Consider the following 17,257-nt stretch of genomic DNA (forward strand, 5'->3'; position numbering starts at 1 on the left):
TGCGCGGTGCCGGCCAGTCCTGCCTTCGAGGACCGGGGGCCGGGGCGGGGCCACGGCCGGGGAGAAAGCACGCTGCAGACGGGTTCATCAGGCGTCGCCCTCCAAGTCGCCCTCCAGGGCCAGGTAGGTGTCACGCAGCCGGGCGAGCGTGTCCGGGTCGGGCGCCGCCCACAGGCCGCGGTCGGCCGCTTCGAGCAACCGCTCCGAAATGCCCCGCAGCGCCCACGGGTTGGACTTCCGCATGAATTCCGCGTTCTCCGCGTCGAAGACGTACTCAGACGCCAGCCGCTCGTACATCCAGTCGTCGACCACCCCCGCGGTCGCGTCGTAGCCGAAGAGGTAGTCGACGGTGGCGGCCATCTCGAAGGCGCCCTTGTAGCCGTGCCGCCGCATCGCCGCCATCCAGCGCGGGTTGACGACCCGCGCGCGGAAGACCCGGTGCGTCTCCTCACCGAGGGTGCGGGTCTTGACCTGGTCGGTCAGCGCGCTGTCGCCGACGTACGCCTCGGGCGAGGACCCGGTGAGGTGGCGGACCATGGCCACCATCCCGCCGTGGTACTGGAAGTAGTCGTCCGCGTCGACCAGGTCGTGCTCGCGGGTGTCGACGTTCTTGGCCGCCACCTGGATACGGCGGAAGGCGGCCTCCATGTCGCCGCGTGCGGGCCGTCCGTCCAGGCCGCGCCCGTACGCGAAACCGCCCCACACCGCGTAGACCTCCGCGAGGTCGGCGTCCGAGCGCCAGTTGCGGGCGTCGATCAGCGGCAGCAGGCCGGCCCCGTACGCGCCCGGCTTCGAGCCGAAGATCCGGGCGGTGGCCCGCCGCCGGTCGCCGTGCAGGGCGGTGTCCTGGTCGGCGTGCGCGCGGACGTGGTTGACGTCGGCGGGTTCGTCCAGTTCCGCGACCGCCCGTACCGCGTCGTCCAGCAGGGACACCACGTGCGGGAAGGCGTCGCGGAAGAATCCGGAGATGCGGACGGTGACGTCGATCCGCGGCCGGCCCAGCTCGTGCGCCGGGACGATCTCGAATCCGGTGACGCGGCGCGACGCGTCGTCCCACACCGGGCGGCAGCCCAGCAGCGCGAGGATCTCCGCGATGTCGTCGCCCTGGGTGCGCATGCACGACGTACCCCACACCGTCAGGCCGACCGACGCCGGGTAGCTGCCGTTGTCGGCGAGGTGCCGGGCCAGCAGCGAGTCGGCGAGCGCCGTGCCGACGTCCCAGGACAGCCGCGACGGGATGGCCTTGGGGTCGACGGAGTAGAAGTTGCGGCCGGTGGGCAGCACGTTGACCAGGCCCCTGGTGGGGGAGCCGGACGGTCCCGCGGGGACGTAACCGCCGCGCAGCGCCCGCAGGATGTGGTCGATCTCGTCGGTGGTGCGGGCCAGCCGGGGGACGACCTCCGCCGCGGCGAAGTCCAGCACCCGCACCGCCGCGGGGACCGCCGCCCCGCCGAGCACGTCGTCCACGGCCTCCGCGGCCGCGCCGGCGGCCCAGCCGCGCAGCTCCATGGTCTCGGCCAGCCGCCTGGCCAGCTGCTCCAGCAGGTCGACGGCGTCCGACGCGGTGCGCGCGGGCCCCTCCGCGAGCAGGGTCAGGGCCGCGGGCACCGCTGCGGGCGCGCCCGGCTCGGCCAGCAACTCCTTCTCGACCAGCCCGAAATGCTCGGCCAGCGCGGCCCGCAGTCCGGGCAGCGCGTCACCCGCGCCGCCCCACACCTGCGCGGAACGCAGCACCGCGAGCACCAGGTTGACCCGCGCCTCGCCGACCGGGCCGCCGCCCAGGATGTGCAGGCCGTCGCGGATCTGCACATCCTTGATCTCGCAGAGCCAGCCGTCGACGTGCAGCACGAAGTCGTTGAAGTCGCCCTCGCCCGGCTGCTCGTCGACATGCAGGTCGTGGTGCAGCTCCGCCGTCCGCACCAGCTCCCAGATCCGGCTGCGGATCGCCGGGGCCTTCGCCGGGTCCAGGTCGTTGACCAAGGCGTACTCGTCGAGGAGCTGTTCGAGCTTGGCGAGGTCGCCGTAGGAGTCGGCGCGGGCCATCGGCGGCACCAGGTGGTCCACGACGGTGGCGTGGCCGCGCCGCTTGGCCTGGGTGCCCTCGCCCGGGTCGTTGACGATGAAGGGGTAGACCAGGGGGAGTTCGCCGAGCACCGCGTCGGGCGCGCAGCCCGCGGACAGCCCGAGTCCCTTGCCCGGCAGCCACTCCATGGTGCCGTGCTTGCCGAGGTGCACGATCGCGTCGGCGCCGAAGGTGTGCTCCAGCCAGCGGTAGGCGGCCAGGTAGTGGTGCGAGGGCGGCATGTCGGGGTCGTGGTAGATGGCGATGGGGTTCTCGCCGAAGCCGCGCGGCGGCTGGATCAGTACGACCACGTTCCCGAACCGCAGCGACGCCAGCACGATGTCGTCGCCGTCCACGTAGAGCGAGCCCGGCGGTTCGCCCCAGTGCCGCAGCATCCCGGCCCGCAGGTCCTCGTCCAGGGTCGCGAACCACCGCTGGTAGTTTGTGAGCGGCACCCGGGTGGGAGAGGCGGCCAGCTGCTCCTCGGTCAGCCACTCCACGTCGTGGCCGCCGGCCGCGATCAGCCGGTGGATCAACTCATCGCCCCCGGCCGGGTGTTCCCCCGTCCGGTAGCCTGCGTCGCGCAGCGCCTCCAGCAGCCGTACGGCCGAGGCGGGCGTGTCGAGGCCCACCGCGTTGCCCACCCTGGAGTGCTTGGTCGGGTAGGCGGTGAAGACCAGCGCCAGCCGCTTGTCCGCGTTCGGCTTGTGGCGCAGGGCCGCGTGCCGGACCGCGATGCCCGCGATGCGCGCGGCCCGCTCCGGGTCCGCGACGTAGACCGGCACATCGCCCTCGCCGGTCTCCTTGAACGAGAACGGCACCGTGATCAGCCGCCCGTCGAACTCCGGGATCGCCACCTGCATCGCCGCGTCCATCGGCGACAGCGCCGCGTCGGACTCCTGCCAGGCCTTGCGGGACGAGGTCAGGCACAGGGCCTGGAGCACCGGCACGTCGAGATCCGCGAGGGCGCCGATGTCCCACGCCTCGTCGCTGCCGCCCGCCGACGCGTCGGCCGCCACGGTCCCGCCGGACGCCAGCACCGTCGCCACGATCACGTCGGCCCGCCCCAGCAGCTCGTAGAGCCCGGCGTCGGCAAGGCGGAGCGAACCGCAGTAGACGGGCAGTGCGTTGGCGTCGCGCGCCTCGATCGCCGCGCACAGGGTGTCCACGAAGGCGGTGTTGCCCGACAGCTCGTGCGCCCGGTAGAAGAGCACCGCGACCGTCGGGCGGTCCGTCCGGTGGGCTGGCTCGCCGTGCACTCCGAACTGCGGCATCGCGCGCGGCGCTTCGAAGCCCTCGCCGCTCATCAGCACCGTGTCGGACAGGAAGCGCGCCAGCTCCGCCAGGTTCTCCGGGCCGCCCTCGACCAGGTAGCGCAGCGCCTCGGCGACCACGCCCGCCGGCACCGTGGACAGCGCCATCAGCTCGGCGTCCGGGACGCTCTCGCCGCCCAGCAGCACCGCCGGGACTCCCGACGCGGCGATCACCGCCAGGCCCTCCTCCCAGGCCCTGCGTCCGCCGAGCAGCCGCACCACGACCAGGTCGGCGCCCTCCAGCAGCGCCGGCAGCCCGCCTTCCGGGTCCACTCGGGACGGGTTGCCGATGCGGTAGACGGCGCCGCCGGGCCGTGCGGCCATCGCGGCGCGCGCGGCCAGCAGGTCGGTGTCGGCGGTGGACAGCAGCAGAAGGGTGGTCATGGTGCCCCCGGTGGGACGAAGGGGAGTCCGGCGGGAGCGCCGTCCTCGATGAGCCGCAGCAGCGCGGCGGTGTCCAGGTGCTCTTCGACCAGGTCGCCGAGCCGGTCGAGTTGTGCCTCGCGGAGTGCGGCGAAGCCGGTGTCGGGCGCCGGTACGAAGCGGCGGCCCGCGGCGGCGGCGACCCGGCGCAGGAAGGCCCGGCGGAAGCCGTCGCTCTCCAGCGAGCCGTGCCAGTGGGTGCCCCACACCGCGCCGACCCGGCAGCCGTCGAGGAAGTCCTCGTCGCCGCCGAGGACTTCTGCCACCCCGTGGTGGATCTCGTAGCCCTCCACCGGTTCGCCGTAGGCCGTGCCGGTGGGCCGGGCCAGCGTCTTGGCGGCCGCGAAGCGGATACGGGCGGGCAGCAGGCCGAGGCCGGTGACCGTACCCGCCTTCGACTCGACGTCGTCCTCGATGCGCTGCGCCAGCAACTGGAAGCCGCCGCAGATGCCCAGCACCGGGCGGCCCTCCGCCGCCCTGCGCCGCACCGCGGCGGCCAGGCCGCGTTCGCGCAGCCACTCCAGGGCCCTGACCGTGCCGCGGGTGCCGGGCAGCACCACCAGGTCGGCGTCCGCCACGTCCTGCGGCCGGTCGGTGAAGCGGACCAGAACGCCGGGCTCCGCCGCGAGCGCGTCCAGGTCGGTGAAGTTCGACATCAGCGGCAGCGCCACCACCGCGACCCGCAGCACGTCCTCGCCGTGCGGGCGCCCCACCTCGGACTCCCTGACCCGCAGGCCGTCCTCCTCGTCGATGCCGAGGCCGCGCGCGTACGGCAGGACGCCCAGGGTCGGGCGTCCGGTGAGCTGCCGCAGCATGTCGAGGCCGGGTTGCAGCAGGCCGACGTCGCCGCGGAACTTGTTGACCACGTAGCCGGCGATCAGCGCCTGGTCCTCGGGCGCGAGCAGCGCGGTGGTGCCGAAGAACGACGCGAAGACGCCGCCCCGGTCGATGTCGCCCACGACGAGGGCCGGGATGCCGGCCCTGCGCGCCAGACCCATGTTGACGATGTCGGTGCGGCGCAGGTTGATCTCGGCCGGGCTGCCGGCCCCCTCGCAGATCACCGCGTCGTACGAACGGCCCAGCTGCGCCAGGCAGTCCGCGACGATGTCGAGCAACTCGCCCTGGCGGCCGCCGTGGTAGCCGCGTGCCGACATCTCACCGACGGCCTTCCCCAGCAGCACGACCTGGCTGCTGCGGTCGCTGCCGGGCTTGAGCAGCACCGGGTTCATCAGCGCGGACGGCTCCACGCGTGCGGCCTGCGCCTGCATGGCCTGCGCGCGGCCGATCTCGGCGCCGTCGCGCGTGACGAAGGAGTTGAGCGACATGTTCTGGCCCTTGAAGGGCGCGACCCGCACGCCGCGGCGCACCAGGAAGCGGCACACCCCCGCGGTGACGACGCTCTTGCCCGCGTCCGACGCCGTGCCCGCGATCATCAGCCCGCGCATGGGGGTGTCACCCCCGCCTCGTGCCGTGCCGCCCGCGGCGGGAGAGCCGGCGGGAAAGGGCGTCCGGCAAAAAGCGGCGCCCGTGCCTGAGCCGCCGCAGGGGAGGTGCGCGCCGCCCGCGGCGGCAGGAGCGGGAGGAACCGGGGGAGGAGGAGCGGCGGGAGCACCGTCAGCGCGAGCGAGAGGCCGCAGACGCGGCGGGACAGGGCGACGGCGCGCGGGATGTCGGCCGCCGTCGGCGCCGGGAAGGCGGCACCGAGGACGGGGCGGTGCTCCGTGCGGCCGCCGTAGGACAGGGTGCCGCCCAGGCGGAGCCGCAAGGCCCCGGCGAAAGCGGCCTCGACGGGTCCCGCGTTGGGGCTGGGATGCGCGGCGGCGTCGCGGCGCCAGGTGCGCAGCGCGTCACGCGGATGCGGGCCGGCCAGCGCCGCGAGTGCCGCGGTGAGCCGGGCGCCGGGCCATCCCAAGGTGTCGTCGAGCCGGGCGGCGGCCCAGCCGAAGCGCAGATGCCGCGGCGAGCGGTGCCCGACCATCGCGTCGAGCGTGTTGACCGCCCGGAAGCCGGCGAGCCCCGGCAGCCCGAGGACCGAGCCCCAGACCAGGGCGCCCACCACCGCGTCCGAGGTGTTCTCCGCGACCGACTCCACCACGGCCCTGGCGATCTGGCCCGCGTCCAGGTTCTGCGGGTCGCGCCCGCACAGATGCGGCAGCCTGGCCCTGGCGGCCTCCAGGTCCCCGGCGTCCAGCGCCGCGGCGACCGCCCGCGCCTCGCGGGCCAGCGAGGTGCCGCCCAGCACCGACCAGGTGCAGGCCGCGGTCAGCCCCGCGGACAGCGCGGCGGAGGGCCGCACCGCCCGCCCGGCGAGGGCCGCGGCGCCCGCCACGGCCCCGGCGCACAGCGCCGTGTACGCCGCGCCGCTGAGCCTGTCGTCCCGCCACGTCCGGCGTTCGAGCGCACCGGCCGCGCGCCCGAACGCGGCGACCGGATGGCCGCGGCGCGGGTCACCCGCGACGAGATCGCCGAGAAAGCCGAGCGCGGCGCCGTACGCGTATACGCGATCGGCACGCATCAGCTCAGACCGCCGTCACACCCCGGGGGGACGGCTTGCAGGAACACGTACCGGGAGGGAAGAAAATGGCGCCGGGCATGGCAGGAGTCCTCACTCAGGGTCCGCGCCCTGGTTCGACGTGACCGGCGGTGAGAGTCTCCTGGCTCCCGGATCTACGCACTCCCGGTCTTCCAACCGGCGAACCGGCCGTGACGTACGGGTTGGGAGTGCACTCCCCGGTGACAGTGGCGGGACCGCGCCGGATTCGCACCGGACTTCCTCTCCTGCCGCCGTATGGCCCCCGCAGTCCACCACGTGCGGCTGACCCCGTCAACCAGCCCTTGACCTGCGGCGACGGAGTGTGGTGAGGTCCACACCCCGCCGCGGGCGCCGGCTACTTGGCGACGATGAGCCAGATGCCCCAGGCCACGGCCGCCGTGCACGCGGCGAAGCAGGCGTACGCCCCGCTCCTGGCGAGCACCGCGCCCGGCCGGGACACGCCGACCACGCCGAGGGTGAAGACGCCGACCAGGCCGACGGTGGACAGCAGGGTGACGGCCAGGACCGTGCCGAGGGCGTGCCAGTCGATGCTCATGCGGGGCTCCTTCGGGTGGTCACGCGGTCGCGGTGGACGGGGCGGCGGGTCCCGAAGGCCCGGCGGGCCCGGCGGGAGCCGGCGCCTGGACGACGCCGGCCGGCGGCTGGATCACCGCGGCGATGGCCGCGGTCACCGCGCCCTGCGGCTCGGCGGGGAGGTCGTCGTTGACGTTGGCGTGGGTGACCGGCCGGCGGCGGGAGGCGGTACGGATCGTGGCGCAGATCGCCAGACCCGCGACGGCGACCGTGGCCACGCCCCAGCCGCCCTGGTCGGCCAGCAGCGCCGCCGCGGCGGCGACGAGGCCCGCGGCGGGCAGCGTCAGGGCCCACGCGGCGACCATCCGCCCCGCGGTGCTCCAGCGCACCACCGCGCCGCTGCGGCCGAGTCCCGCGCCCATCACCGCGCCCGAGCACACCTGGGTGGTGGACAGCGCGAAGCCCAGGTGCGAGGAGGCCAGGATGGTCGCCGCGGCACCGGTCTGCGCCGCGAAGCCCTGCTGCGGCTGGATGTCGGTGATGCCCTTGCCCATGGTGCGGATGATCCGCCAGCCGCCTATGTACGTGCCCAGTGCGATCGCGGCGCCCGCGGAGCAGATGACCCACAGCGGCGGGTCGGAGTTCGGGGCGACGACGCCGCCGGTGATCAGCGCGAGGGTGATGACGCCCATGGTCTTCTGCGCGTCGTTGGTGCCGTGGGCGAGCGAGACCAGGCCGGCGGAGGCTATCTGCCCCGCCCGGTAGCCCTTGGCGGTGGCCTTCGGGTCGGCGTGGCGGCCGAGCCGGTAGCTCAGCCGGGTGGCCAGGGTCGCGGCGAGGCCCGCCACGATCGGCGCGGCCAGCGCCGGGATGAGGACCTTCATCACGACCGCCTCGCCGTGCACCCCGTGGCGGCCGACCGCGACCAGCGTGGCGCCGATCAGGCCGCCGAAGAGCGCGTGCGAGGAGCTGGACGGCAGCCCGGCCAGCCAGGTCAGCATGTTCCAGACGATCGCGCCGACCAGTGCGGCGAAGATCATCTCCGGTTTGATGCCGGCGGACTCGTCGATGATGCCGCCGGAGATGGTCTTGGCGACCTCGACGGACAGGAAGGCGCCGACGAGGTTGAGCGCGGCGGACATCGCCACCGCCGTCTTGGGTTTGAGCGCACCGGTGGAGATGGTGGTGGCCATCGCGTTGGCGGTGTCGTGGAAGCCGTTCGTGAAGTCGAACACGAGTGCGGTGGCGATGACGATTCCGATCAGGAGCGTCATGTGTTCCATGGACCCAGGCAATCGTTCGATTGGACAGTGGCGCAGGTGACCGTACGGATCATTGATGAACGGAAGGTGAACTGACAGCGGACTCGGGGTGCCGACATGACGCGTCAGTGAACGGTACGTCAACGGCACCCGTCGCGGAGACCCCCGTCCCCGCCACATGACCCCCACCGTGCTCCGCGACCCCACCCGTTCCCGCACCCCCCCGGCGGGCGCGCTCGGTGCCGCTCCGAGCCCCGATCCCGGCGCCGTGCCCACGCGGACCCCCGGCTCACCGCCGTGCCACGTGCGCCCCGCGGGCCGCTCAGCGCCGCCCGGAGATCCGGTCGGCGTACCGCGCCAGCGGGTCGGTCGCCGCGCTGCGCCCGGCCAGCTCCCGCCGGTCGGCGCCCCGGTAGGCCGCGTGCAGCCCGTGCACCGCCGCCCAGCGCAGCGGCTCGGGCTCCCAGCGCCGCGCCCTGTGGCCCACCCAGGGCAGCGCCGTCAGCTCGGTCCCGTGCCCCTGCCCCGAGTCCAGCTGCACCAGGTCGCGCAGGGTGCGGGCGGCCAGGTTCGACGCCGCCAGGCCGCTGGCGCCGTAGCCGCCCGCCCAGCCCAGGCCGGTCGTACGGTCCAGGTGCACGCTCGCGCACCCGTCGCGCGGCACCCCCAGCACCCCCGACCATGCGTGCGCGACCGCGACCCCGGCCGTTCCCGGGAAGAGCCGCACCAGCGCCTCGCGCAGCCCGGCGACCGTACGCTCCGGGGTCCTGCCCGCGTCGTCCGTCCGCGAGCCGAAACGGTAGGGCACCCCGCGGCCGCCCAGCGCGATCCGGCCGTCGGCGGTGCGCTGCGCGTAGATCGGCGCGTGCGCCAGGTCGCCCAGTGTCTCCCCGCCCTCCCAGCCGATCGTCGCCCACGACTCGGGCGGCAGCGGCTCGGTCACGATCATCGACGAGATCACCGGAAGCCAGCTGCGGCGCTGCCCCTTCACCGACGCGGTGAAGCCCTCGGTGCAGCGCAGCACGTAAGGCGCGCGGACGGTGCCGTACGGGGTGACGGCGTGCTTGGGGCGGATCTCGGTCACCGCCGTCGACTCGTGGACGGTCACCCCGAGGCGCTCCACCGCCGCCGCCAGCCCCTGGAGCAGCTTCACCGGGTGCACCCGGGCGCCGTGCGGGGTCCAGCTCGCACCGACCGCGCCCGCCGCCCTGATCCTGCGGGCCGACTCGGCCGCGCCCAGCAGCTGCCCGTCCTTCGCGCCGAAGGCGGCCTCCCGCGCGTGATGCGCCCGCAGCCGCACCAGCTGGGCCGGAGAGCAGGCGACGTCGAGTACACCGCCCTGCCGGACCTCGGCGTCGATCTCCTCGGCCTCCGCGACCCGCAGCACCTCCTCGACGGCGCCGTCCATCGCCTGCTGCAGCCGTACGGCCGCGTCCTGGCCGTGCAGCCTCGCGTAGCGCTCGCGGCCCGCGACACGGTTGTGGAGCCGGCCGCCGTTGCGCCCGGAGGCGCCGTATCCGCAAAAGCGCGCCTCCAGCACGGTGATCCGCAGGAAGGGCACCGCCTGCTTGAGGTAGTACGCCGTCCACAGGCCGGTGTAGCCGCCGCCGACGATCACGACGTCGGCCTCCGCGTCACCCGGCAGCGGCTCGCGCGGCAGCGGTATGCCGGTGCCTGCGTACCAGAACGAGATACCGCCGTTGACGGTGGTCATAATGCACCTGCTATCGCCGTTGACCCTGTGGTGTGCGGGGACGCTACTGCGACCCCGGCGGCCACGGCAACGCCCGCCGCCCACCCCGCCCCCGGAAGGACGCCGCCGTGCCAGACGCAGTCGAGAAAGCCTGGTCGGACGCCTGGTCCGAGGTCGTCGACACGGCCCGCCGCACCGTCGCCGACGGACTGGTCGTCGGCACCTCGGGCAACGTGTCCGCGCGCGTCGGCGACGTCGTGGTCGTGACGCCGACGGGAGTGCCGTACGACCGGCTGCGACCCGAGGACCTGGTCGCCGTCGGTCTCGACGGGCGGCAGGTGCACGGCGACCTGCTCCCCACCAGCGAACTGCCCATGCACCTGGCCGTCTACCGCGCGACCGGGGCCCGCGCGATCGTCCACACCCACGCGCCGCACGCCACCGCGGTGTCGACGCTGGTGGACCGCCTGCCGCCGGTCCACTACATGACCGCGACCCTCGGCGGCCCGGTCCGCGTCGCTCCCTACGCCCTCTACGGCACCCCCGAGCTCGCCGCCGGCGCACTCGCCGCCCTCCGCGACCGCACCGCCTGCCTGCTGGCCAACCACGGCACCCTCGCCTACGGGCCCACACCCGCCCGCGCCCACGAGCGCACCGGCCAGCTCGAATGGATGTGCCGCGTCTGGCTGCTCGCCACCGCCTCCGGCACCCCGCGCACCCTCACCGGCGCCGACCTCGCCGCCGCCGCGGACAGCTTCACGACCTATGGCCAGCCGCCGGCCTGACGACCCGTCGCACGGCTCCGACCGCGGCCGGGGGGCGGCCCGAGGAGGCCCGCACCGGGGCAGGCGTGCCCTGCGGGACGGCGGGTACCCGTGGGACAGGAGTGGCCGGGACGGCGAAGGTCGGTGAGACTGGACGGGATGCGACTACGAACCGCGGTGGCCACGGCCACCGCCGCCCTGGGTGCCGGCACCGCCGCCGTCGTGGCGGTCGGCCGGTACGGATCGCGTTTCGCCCTCAGGCCGTCCGCCGAGGACCCGGCGCCGGAGGGGAGGGTGACCGTGCACGCGGTCTCCCCCGACCGCGTCGTCCTCACCCGCACCCCCGCGTCCGCCCGCCGCGGCACCTACGGCCTGGCGGCCGACGGTCTGCACGCGCTGGCCGGCGACGTGGTGGACACCACCGCCTACTCGGTGACCAGGAGACTCCTCGCGGTCCCGCACGGCTCCCTCGACCCGGGCAGCGCGGTCCGGGTGACCCCGCAGCTGCACCACGGCAACCCGCGGGTGGCGCTCGGCCTCGACTACACCGAGGTGGACGTGCCGGGCGAGCTGGGCCCGCTGCCCGGCTGGTACCTGCCGGGCGCCCGCACCACCTGGGTGATCACCGTCCACGGCCTCGGCGCGACCCGCGCGCACGCCATGAACGTGCTGCCCGCCCTGCACCGCCACCGCTTCACCCAGCTGGTACTCGGCTACCGGGGCGACCCCGAGGCCCCGCCGCCGCCCGACGGCACAGGGCACCTGGGCCGCACCGAATGGCGCGACCTGGACGCGGCGATGCGGTACGCCGTGGAGTACGGCGCCGAGCGCATCGTGCTCTACGGCTGGTCCACCGGCGCCACCATGGCGCTGCACGCGCAGCGGCTCTCCGCGGTCAAGCACCGGGTCAGCGGCCTGGTGCTGGACTCGCCGGTTCTCGACTGGCGGACCACGGTCGCCGCCGCCGCCGAATGGCACGGCCTGCCCCCCACCCTGACCCCGCTGGCCGTCCGCGCGGCGGAAGGGCGTACGGGAACGACAGGACGCCACGGCACCGCCCCCGTCGACCCCGCGTCCCCCACCGTGCCCACCCTGGTCTTCCACGGCCCCGACGACACCCTCGCCCCCTGGGCGCCGTCCCGCGAACTCGCCGCGCGGCACCCGGATCTGGTGGTCCTGCACACGGTGCGCGGAGCCCAGCACGGGGCGATGTGGAACGCCGACCCCGCCGGTTACGAAGAGACCCTGCGGCGCTTCCTGACCCCGCTCATGTGAGCGCTGAACGCCGGAAATCCCTGCCGATTGGGAATCTGGGCGCACAACGGCGAGACTGCTCCAGTGACGTCCCGTAGCCCGCGAGACACTCCGCTCCGCCTTGTCCCCCGCCGGCCGCTCACCGCGGCCCGCAGGACCGCGACAACGCGCAGGTCAAGGCCTCCGCGTCCGCCGGAAGGCACGCCTCCGCTGCCGGATCTCGCCCGGCTCGCCCGGCGCGAACTCGCCGCCGCCGTACGCCTCGCACGCTGGGCGGGAACCGGCCCCGGCACCGCGGGACCGACCGGGATACTTCCCGCCGACGCCCTCGCGAAAGCCGCCGCGGCCCTGGACCTGACACCGGGCCAGATCCGTACCGCCTGGGACCGCGCCAGGCTGTCCGGCCTGATCGAACTGCACGGCGGCACCGCACGCCCCGGCTGGCGGCTGCGGGCCTGGGACACCGACGACACCGCGGTGCTCCGCGGCTGGGTCGCCCTCTTCGACGCCTGGTCGCTCGCCCACCCCTTCCTGCCCGGCGACCGCAGCGGCCCCGACCCGGCGCTGGTCGCCGAAGTCGTGGAGGCGGCACCGCAGTTGCTGTCCTTCCTGCACCTGTCGAACGGCCCGGTGCCCATCGACACCCTCCTCGACCTGCTCCGCCAGCGGGTCGCCGAACTGCGCACGGAACGCCACGAGCCCCCCGCCGACGGCGCGGGCGACCCGCTGCCCACCCTGCTCGACTGGACCCTGGAGGCCGCCGCCAGAGTGGGAGCGCTCCGCCCCCGCGACCCGCAGCGGCCCGACGAGGTCGCGCTCACCGCGCTGGGCAGCTGGGCGGTGTGGGTCAAGCTGGAGCAGATCTGCGTGGCCGCGCAGGGTCCCGCCGGGCACATGGAGCAGTCCGCCGCCACCATGCTCCGGGCCTGCGCCCGGCTCTCCCCGGGGCCCGCACGCGCCGAGTACCGCGCCTGGCTCGCCGCCCGGCCCGTCGCGCCCGCCGTCGCCGAACTCCTCGACACCGCGCGCGGTGACGACGCGCTGCTGCGCGGCCTGGCCTTCGAGGCGCTGCGGGTCGTCGGCGACCCCGCGGAGCCCGCGGTGCGCGCGGTGGTCACCGAGCCGGTGCTGCGCCCGTACGCCGTGCTCTGGCTCGCCGAACTCGACGGCGGCGACCCCGACACCGCCACCGGCCTGCTCACCCGGGAGGAGGCGACCTGGCTGTGGGTCGACACGGCGGCCGCCGTCGCGGACCACGGCGAGGACCACCTGCTGGTCAGCCACCTGGAGACGGCCGTCCAGGGCTCGGTCCCCGGGCTCCTCGAAGAGGTCCGTGACGTCGGTCACCCCCGCACCGTCCAGGTCCTCGTCGCCCTGGCCGCCGCCCACCCCGACCCCGTCCTGGCCAAGGCCATGCGCAAAGCCGCCTTCCAGGTCCACACCGGCGAAGCCTGACCCCTCCCGGGCCCACCCCCTGAGGGGCGCGAGGGAACTGCGCCCCCAGCCCGGACGGCGCAGCAGTCGAGGTCGTACTGCGAGGCCCACCCCCTGAGGGGCGCGAAGAACGGCGCGCCCAGCCCGGACGGCGCAGCAGCCGAGGTCCTACCGCGAGGCCCACCCCCTGAGGGGCGCGAGGAACGGCGCGCCCGGCCCGGACGGCGCAGCAGTCGAGGTCGTACCGCGAGGGGCATCCCCTGAGGGGCGCGAGGAACTGCGCGCCCAGCCCTGGACGGGCGGCAGCCGAACCACAAGGGCGACGCCCACCCCCTAAGGGGCGCGAGGAACGGCGCGCCCGGCCCCGACGGCGCAGCAGCCGAGGTCCTACCGCGAGGCCCACCCCCTGAGGGGCGCGGGGAACTGCGCGCCCGGCCCCGACGGCGCAGCAGCCGAACGATAAGGGCGGGGGCCACCCCCTCAGGGGCGCGAGGAACTGCGCCCCCAGCCCCGACGCCGCAGCAGTCGAGGTCCTATCGCGAGGCCCACCCCCCTGGGACGGGGGGCCCGCGGCCCCCACCACGTTCCCGCCGACCGCAACGGCAAGCCAGCCCGCCCGGCACCGGGCAAAGGCAGTTGCATGGGGCCAGTAGACTGGCCCCATGGCCGCTCTGTTCCTCGATTAGCTCTGGCGTCACGACGCGCGACACGCCCACCGGCCGTGAGGCCATCCGTTACGCCATGGAGCCAACCCTGTGATCACCGCAACCGGCCTCGAGCTGCGCGCCGGCGCCCGCATCCTCATCGAATCCGCTTCCTTCCGCATCGCCAAGGGCGACCGCATCGGACTGGTGGGCCGCAACGGCGCGGGCAAGACCACCCTGACCAAGGTGCTGGCCGGTGAGGGCCAGCCGGCCGCCGGCACGGTGACGCGGTCCGGGGAGGTCGGCTACCTCCCCCAGGACCCCCGTACCGGCGATCTGGACATCCTCGCCAGCGACCGCATCCTCGGCGCCCGCGACCTCGACACGGTGCTGCGCAAGATGCGCGAGAACGAGCAGCGGATGGCGACGGGCAAGGGCGCCACCCGCGAGACCGCGATGAAGAAGTACGCCCGGCTGGAGACGGAGTTCCTCACCAAGGGCGGCTACGCCGCGGAAGCCGAGGCGGCGACCATCGCGGCGGCCCTGGGCCTGCCCGACCGCATCCTCGGCCAGCAGCTGCACACCCTGTCCGGCGGCCAGCGCCGCCGTGTCGAGCTGGCCAGGATCCTGTTCTCCGACGCCGACACCCTGCTGCTCGACGAGCCGACCAACCACCTGGACGCGGACTCCATCAGCTGGCTGCGCGACTACCTCAAGACGTACCGCGGCGGTTTCATCGTCATCTCGCACGACGTGAACCTCATAGAGACCGTCGTCAACAAGGTCTTCTATCTCGACGCGAACCGCTCCGGGATCGACGTCTACAACATGGGCTGGAAGCTGTACCAGCAGCAGCGCGAAGCCGACGAGAAGCGCCGCAGGCGCGAACGCGCGAATGCGGAGAAGAAAGCGGCGGCGCTCAATTCGCAGGCCGACAAGATGCGCGCCAAGGCGACCAAAACCGTGGCGGCGCAGAACATGGCGCGGCGCGCCGACAAGCTGCTCGCCGGCTTGGACGCGGTGCGGGTCTCCGACAAGGTGGCCAAGCTGCGCTTCCCCGACCCGGCGCCGTGCGGCAAGACGCCCCTGATGGCGAGCGGCCTTTCCAAGTCCTACGGGTCGCTGGAGATCTTCACCGATGTGGACCTGGCGATCGACCGCGGCTCGCGGGTGGTCATCCTCGGTCTGAACGGTGCGGGCAAGACCACGCTGCTGCGGCTGCTGGCCGGGGTGGAGACGCCGGACACCGGCGAGGTGACCCCGGGGCACGGGCTCAAGCTCGGTTACTACGCGCAGGAGCACGAGACGCTCGACCCGGAGCGCACGGTTCTGGAGAACATGCGTTCCTCGGCGCCCGACACCGACCTGGTGGAGATCCGCAAGATCCTCGGCTCCTTCCTCTTCTCGGGCGACGACGTCGACAAGCCGGCCGGCGTGCTGTCCGGCGGGGAGAAGACCCGTCTGGCGCTGGCCTCGCTCGTGGTCTCGAGCGCCAACGTGCTGCTGCTCGACGAGCCGACGAACAACCTCGACCCGGCCAGCCGGGAGGAGATCCTGGGCGCGCTGCACACCTTCAGCGGTGCGGTGGTGCTGGTCACGCACGACGAGGGCGCGGTGGAGGCGCTCCAGCCCGAGCGGATCATCCTGCTGCCCGACGGTGTCGAGGACCTGTGGGGCCAGGACTACGCGGACCTGGTCTCGCTGGCCTGACCGCGTGGCCGGCCTGCCCCGCGGCGGTCCGGCCGGTCCGGTCCGCCAAGTCCCGCCCGCCCGGTCAGGCGCGCCCGGTCAGCCGGGTCGGACGGCGCGGACGGCACGGCCGCCGACCTGCCCGGACGCCGGGTGATCATGCCGATTCGATCATTCGGCCCACCGCGCGTCCGTCATCTGTGTGAGTCGCACTGGTACCGGCCAGGCCGTGTCCCGCGCGGGGCGTCAGTGTTTGGTGATCAGTGGTGTGACGTCGGCAAACACCTTACCCATGCCCGCTGACCTGCTGGTATTGCGCGGATGCGGTTCGCCGCCGGGAATTGCGCGACGAAAAATTTCCTCCCCGGCCCCTTCTTCACCGCGTATCGCGGCATTCACGTTGCGAATGTCCGGTGACGGACCTTGTCGAATGGGTGGCCAGGAAGGCGCTTAGGGGTGATCATGAGAGTCCATAGCGCACTTCCCTGGAGGAGGCACGGGTGGCCGAGACTCTGAAGAAGGGCAGCCGGGTGACCGGCGCCGCGCGCGAGAAGCTCGCGGCGGACCTGAAGAAGAAGTACGACTCCGGAGCGAGCATCCGGGCACTGGCCGAGGAGACCGGCCGGTCCTATGGATTCGTGCACCGGATGCTCAGCGAGTCCGGCGTGACCCTGCGCGGTCGCGGCGGGGCGACCCGGGGCAAGAAGGCCGTCACGGCCTGACCGGGCCCTGACGGCCCGGAGCCGACGGGCGGGCATCTCCCGCACCCAGCGGGCCGGCGTACCGAGCGGTTGGTTACTCTTCGGTAGTAACCAAGTCCGTGGTCCGCTCGGAGGTGCCCGATGCCCGAAGACAAGATCCTGCTCGAACGCGACGCAGTCCGGCTGGTCCTGGACGGCACCGGCACCGTCGCCACCATCACCCTGTGCAACCCGGCCAAGCGCAACGCGCAGACGCCCGCCCTGTGGCTGGCGCTGATCGAGGCGGGCCGGCTGCTGCCGGGGCAGGTACGGGTGGCGGTGCTGCGCGCCGAAGGCCCGTCCTTCTCCGCCGGTCTCGACCGGAAGGCTTTCACGCCCGAGGGCTTCGACGACGGGCCGTCGTTCCTCGAACTGGGACGCGGTTCCGAGGCCGACCTCGACGCGACCATCGCCATGTACCAGCAGGCCTTCACCTGGTGGCGGCGCACCGATCTGATCTCGGTCGCCGCCGTCCAGGGACATGCCATCGGGGCCGGCTTCCAGCTCGCGCTGGCCTGCGACCTGCGGGTGTGCGCGGACGACGTGCAGTTCGCCATGCGCGAGACCAGCCTCGGCCTGGTGCCGGACCTCGCGGGCACCAAGCCGCTCGCCGAACTCGTCGGCTACAGCCGCGCGCTGGAGGTCTGCGTGACCGGCCGCTACGTGCACGCGCAGGAGGCGGAGCGCACCGGGCTCGCCAACCTCGTCGTGCCCGCCGCCGACCTGGACGCCGCTGTCGCCGACCTGACCGCCGCCCTGCTGGCCCCGCCGCGCGACGCCGTCAACGAGACCAAGGGCCTGCTGCGTACCGCCCTGTCCCACTCCGCGTCCGACCAGCTCGCGGCCGAGCGCGCCGCGCAGACCCGCCGCCTGCGCATCCTCGCCGGCGCCGACGAATAGACCCGCACCGCC

General features: G+C 74.1%; 13 protein-coding genes and 1 riboswitch. Of the genes, 6 read left to right on the plus strand and 7 right to left on the minus strand.

Features of this window, described 5'->3' with window-relative positions; genetic code table 11:
* Nucleotides 1–87: 87 nt before the first annotated feature.
* The 6 genes from cobN to ACGFMP_RS27505 form a co-directional block, all read right to left on the minus strand.
* Nucleotides 88–3,759, minus strand: a complete 3,672-nt coding sequence (cobN, locus tag ACGFMP_RS27480) for a cobaltochelatase subunit CobN (RefSeq protein ID WP_393675687.1) — start codon at nucleotides 3,757–3,759, stop codon at nucleotides 88–90.
* The gene (locus ACGFMP_RS27485) at nucleotides 3,756–5,243 is read right to left on the minus strand and encodes a cobyric acid synthase (protein WP_393675688.1); all 1,488 of its coding nucleotides are present in this window, start codon (nucleotides 5,241–5,243) and stop codon (nucleotides 3,756–3,758) included. The genes cobN and ACGFMP_RS27485 overlap by 4 nt, the downstream gene beginning before the upstream one ends.
* A complete protein-coding gene (locus ACGFMP_RS27490; RefSeq protein WP_393675689.1) occupies nucleotides 5,231–6,313 on the minus strand; it encodes a cobalamin biosynthesis protein in 1,083 nt (360 codons plus the stop codon). The genes ACGFMP_RS27485 and ACGFMP_RS27490 overlap by 13 nt, the downstream gene beginning before the upstream one ends.
* A gap of 132 nt (nucleotides 6,314–6,445) precedes the next feature.
* Nucleotides 6,446–6,575: riboswitch (cobalamin riboswitch) on the minus strand.
* Between the two features lie 111 nt (nucleotides 6,576–6,686).
* Nucleotides 6,687–6,887: a hypothetical protein gene (locus ACGFMP_RS27495; protein ID WP_393675690.1), complete on the minus strand. Its 201-nt coding sequence runs from the start codon at nucleotides 6,885–6,887 to the stop codon at nucleotides 6,687–6,689.
* 19 nt (nucleotides 6,888–6,906) lie between these two features.
* Nucleotides 6,907–8,148 carry an anion permease gene (locus ACGFMP_RS27500; RefSeq protein WP_393675691.1) on the minus strand — a complete coding sequence of 414 codons (1,242 nt, stop codon included), beginning with the start codon at nucleotides 8,146–8,148 and terminating at the stop codon, nucleotides 6,907–6,909.
* Between the two features lie 301 nt (nucleotides 8,149–8,449).
* The gene (locus tag ACGFMP_RS27505; RefSeq protein WP_393675692.1) at nucleotides 8,450–9,841 is read right to left on the minus strand and encodes an NAD(P)/FAD-dependent oxidoreductase; all 1,392 of its coding nucleotides are present in this window, start codon (nucleotides 9,839–9,841) and stop codon (nucleotides 8,450–8,452) included.
* A gap of 107 nt (nucleotides 9,842–9,948) precedes the next feature.
* On the opposite strand from ACGFMP_RS27505, the gene ACGFMP_RS27510 reads away from it, so the two are divergent.
* The 4 genes from ACGFMP_RS27510 to ACGFMP_RS27525 all read left to right on the plus strand — a co-directional run bounded on the left by ACGFMP_RS27510 (nucleotide 9,949) and on the right by ACGFMP_RS27525 (nucleotide 15,626).
* Nucleotides 9,949–10,605 carry a class II aldolase/adducin family protein gene (locus ACGFMP_RS27510; RefSeq protein ID WP_393675693.1) on the plus strand — a complete coding sequence of 219 codons (657 nt, stop codon included), beginning with the start codon at nucleotides 9,949–9,951 and terminating at the stop codon, nucleotides 10,603–10,605.
* 138 nt (nucleotides 10,606–10,743) lie between these two features.
* Nucleotides 10,744–11,859 (plus strand): alpha/beta hydrolase, encoded by a 1,116-nt coding sequence (locus ACGFMP_RS27515; RefSeq protein WP_393675694.1) that lies wholly within the window; start codon nucleotides 10,744–10,746, stop codon nucleotides 11,857–11,859.
* Nucleotides 11,860–11,922: 63 nt separating this feature from the next.
* Nucleotides 11,923–13,293: a hypothetical protein gene (locus tag ACGFMP_RS27520; RefSeq protein ID WP_393675695.1), complete on the plus strand. Its 1,371-nt coding sequence runs from the start codon at nucleotides 11,923–11,925 to the stop codon at nucleotides 13,291–13,293.
* 734 nt (nucleotides 13,294–14,027) lie between these two features.
* Nucleotides 14,028–15,626, plus strand: coding sequence for an ABC-F family ATP-binding cassette domain-containing protein (locus tag ACGFMP_RS27525; RefSeq protein WP_393675696.1), 1,599 nt, complete (start codon nucleotides 14,028–14,030; stop codon nucleotides 15,624–15,626).
* A 225-nt stretch (nucleotides 15,627–15,851) separates the two neighbouring features.
* Here ACGFMP_RS27525 and ACGFMP_RS27530 read toward each other — a convergent pair whose 3' ends face one another.
* A complete protein-coding gene (locus tag ACGFMP_RS27530) occupies nucleotides 15,852–16,004 on the minus strand; it encodes a hypothetical protein (protein ID WP_393675697.1) in 153 nt (50 codons plus the stop codon).
* A 101-nt stretch (nucleotides 16,005–16,105) separates the two neighbouring features.
* Here ACGFMP_RS27530 and ACGFMP_RS27535 point away from each other — a divergent pair, with 101 nt between their 5' ends.
* Together ACGFMP_RS27535 and ACGFMP_RS27540 are read left to right on the plus strand one after the other, a co-directional pair.
* Nucleotides 16,106–16,327: a helix-turn-helix domain-containing protein gene (locus ACGFMP_RS27535; protein WP_031522969.1), complete on the plus strand. Its 222-nt coding sequence runs from the start codon at nucleotides 16,106–16,108 to the stop codon at nucleotides 16,325–16,327.
* 120 nt (nucleotides 16,328–16,447) lie between these two features.
* The gene (locus tag ACGFMP_RS27540; protein WP_393675698.1) at nucleotides 16,448–17,245 is read left to right on the plus strand and encodes an enoyl-CoA hydratase/isomerase family protein; all 798 of its coding nucleotides are present in this window, start codon (nucleotides 16,448–16,450) and stop codon (nucleotides 17,243–17,245) included.
* The last annotated feature ends 12 nt before the right edge of the window (nucleotides 17,246–17,257 follow it).

Source organism: Streptomyces sp. NPDC049040 (assembly GCF_043197715.1).
Classification (GTDB): Bacteria; Actinomycetota; Actinomycetes; order Streptomycetales; family Streptomycetaceae; genus Actinacidiphila.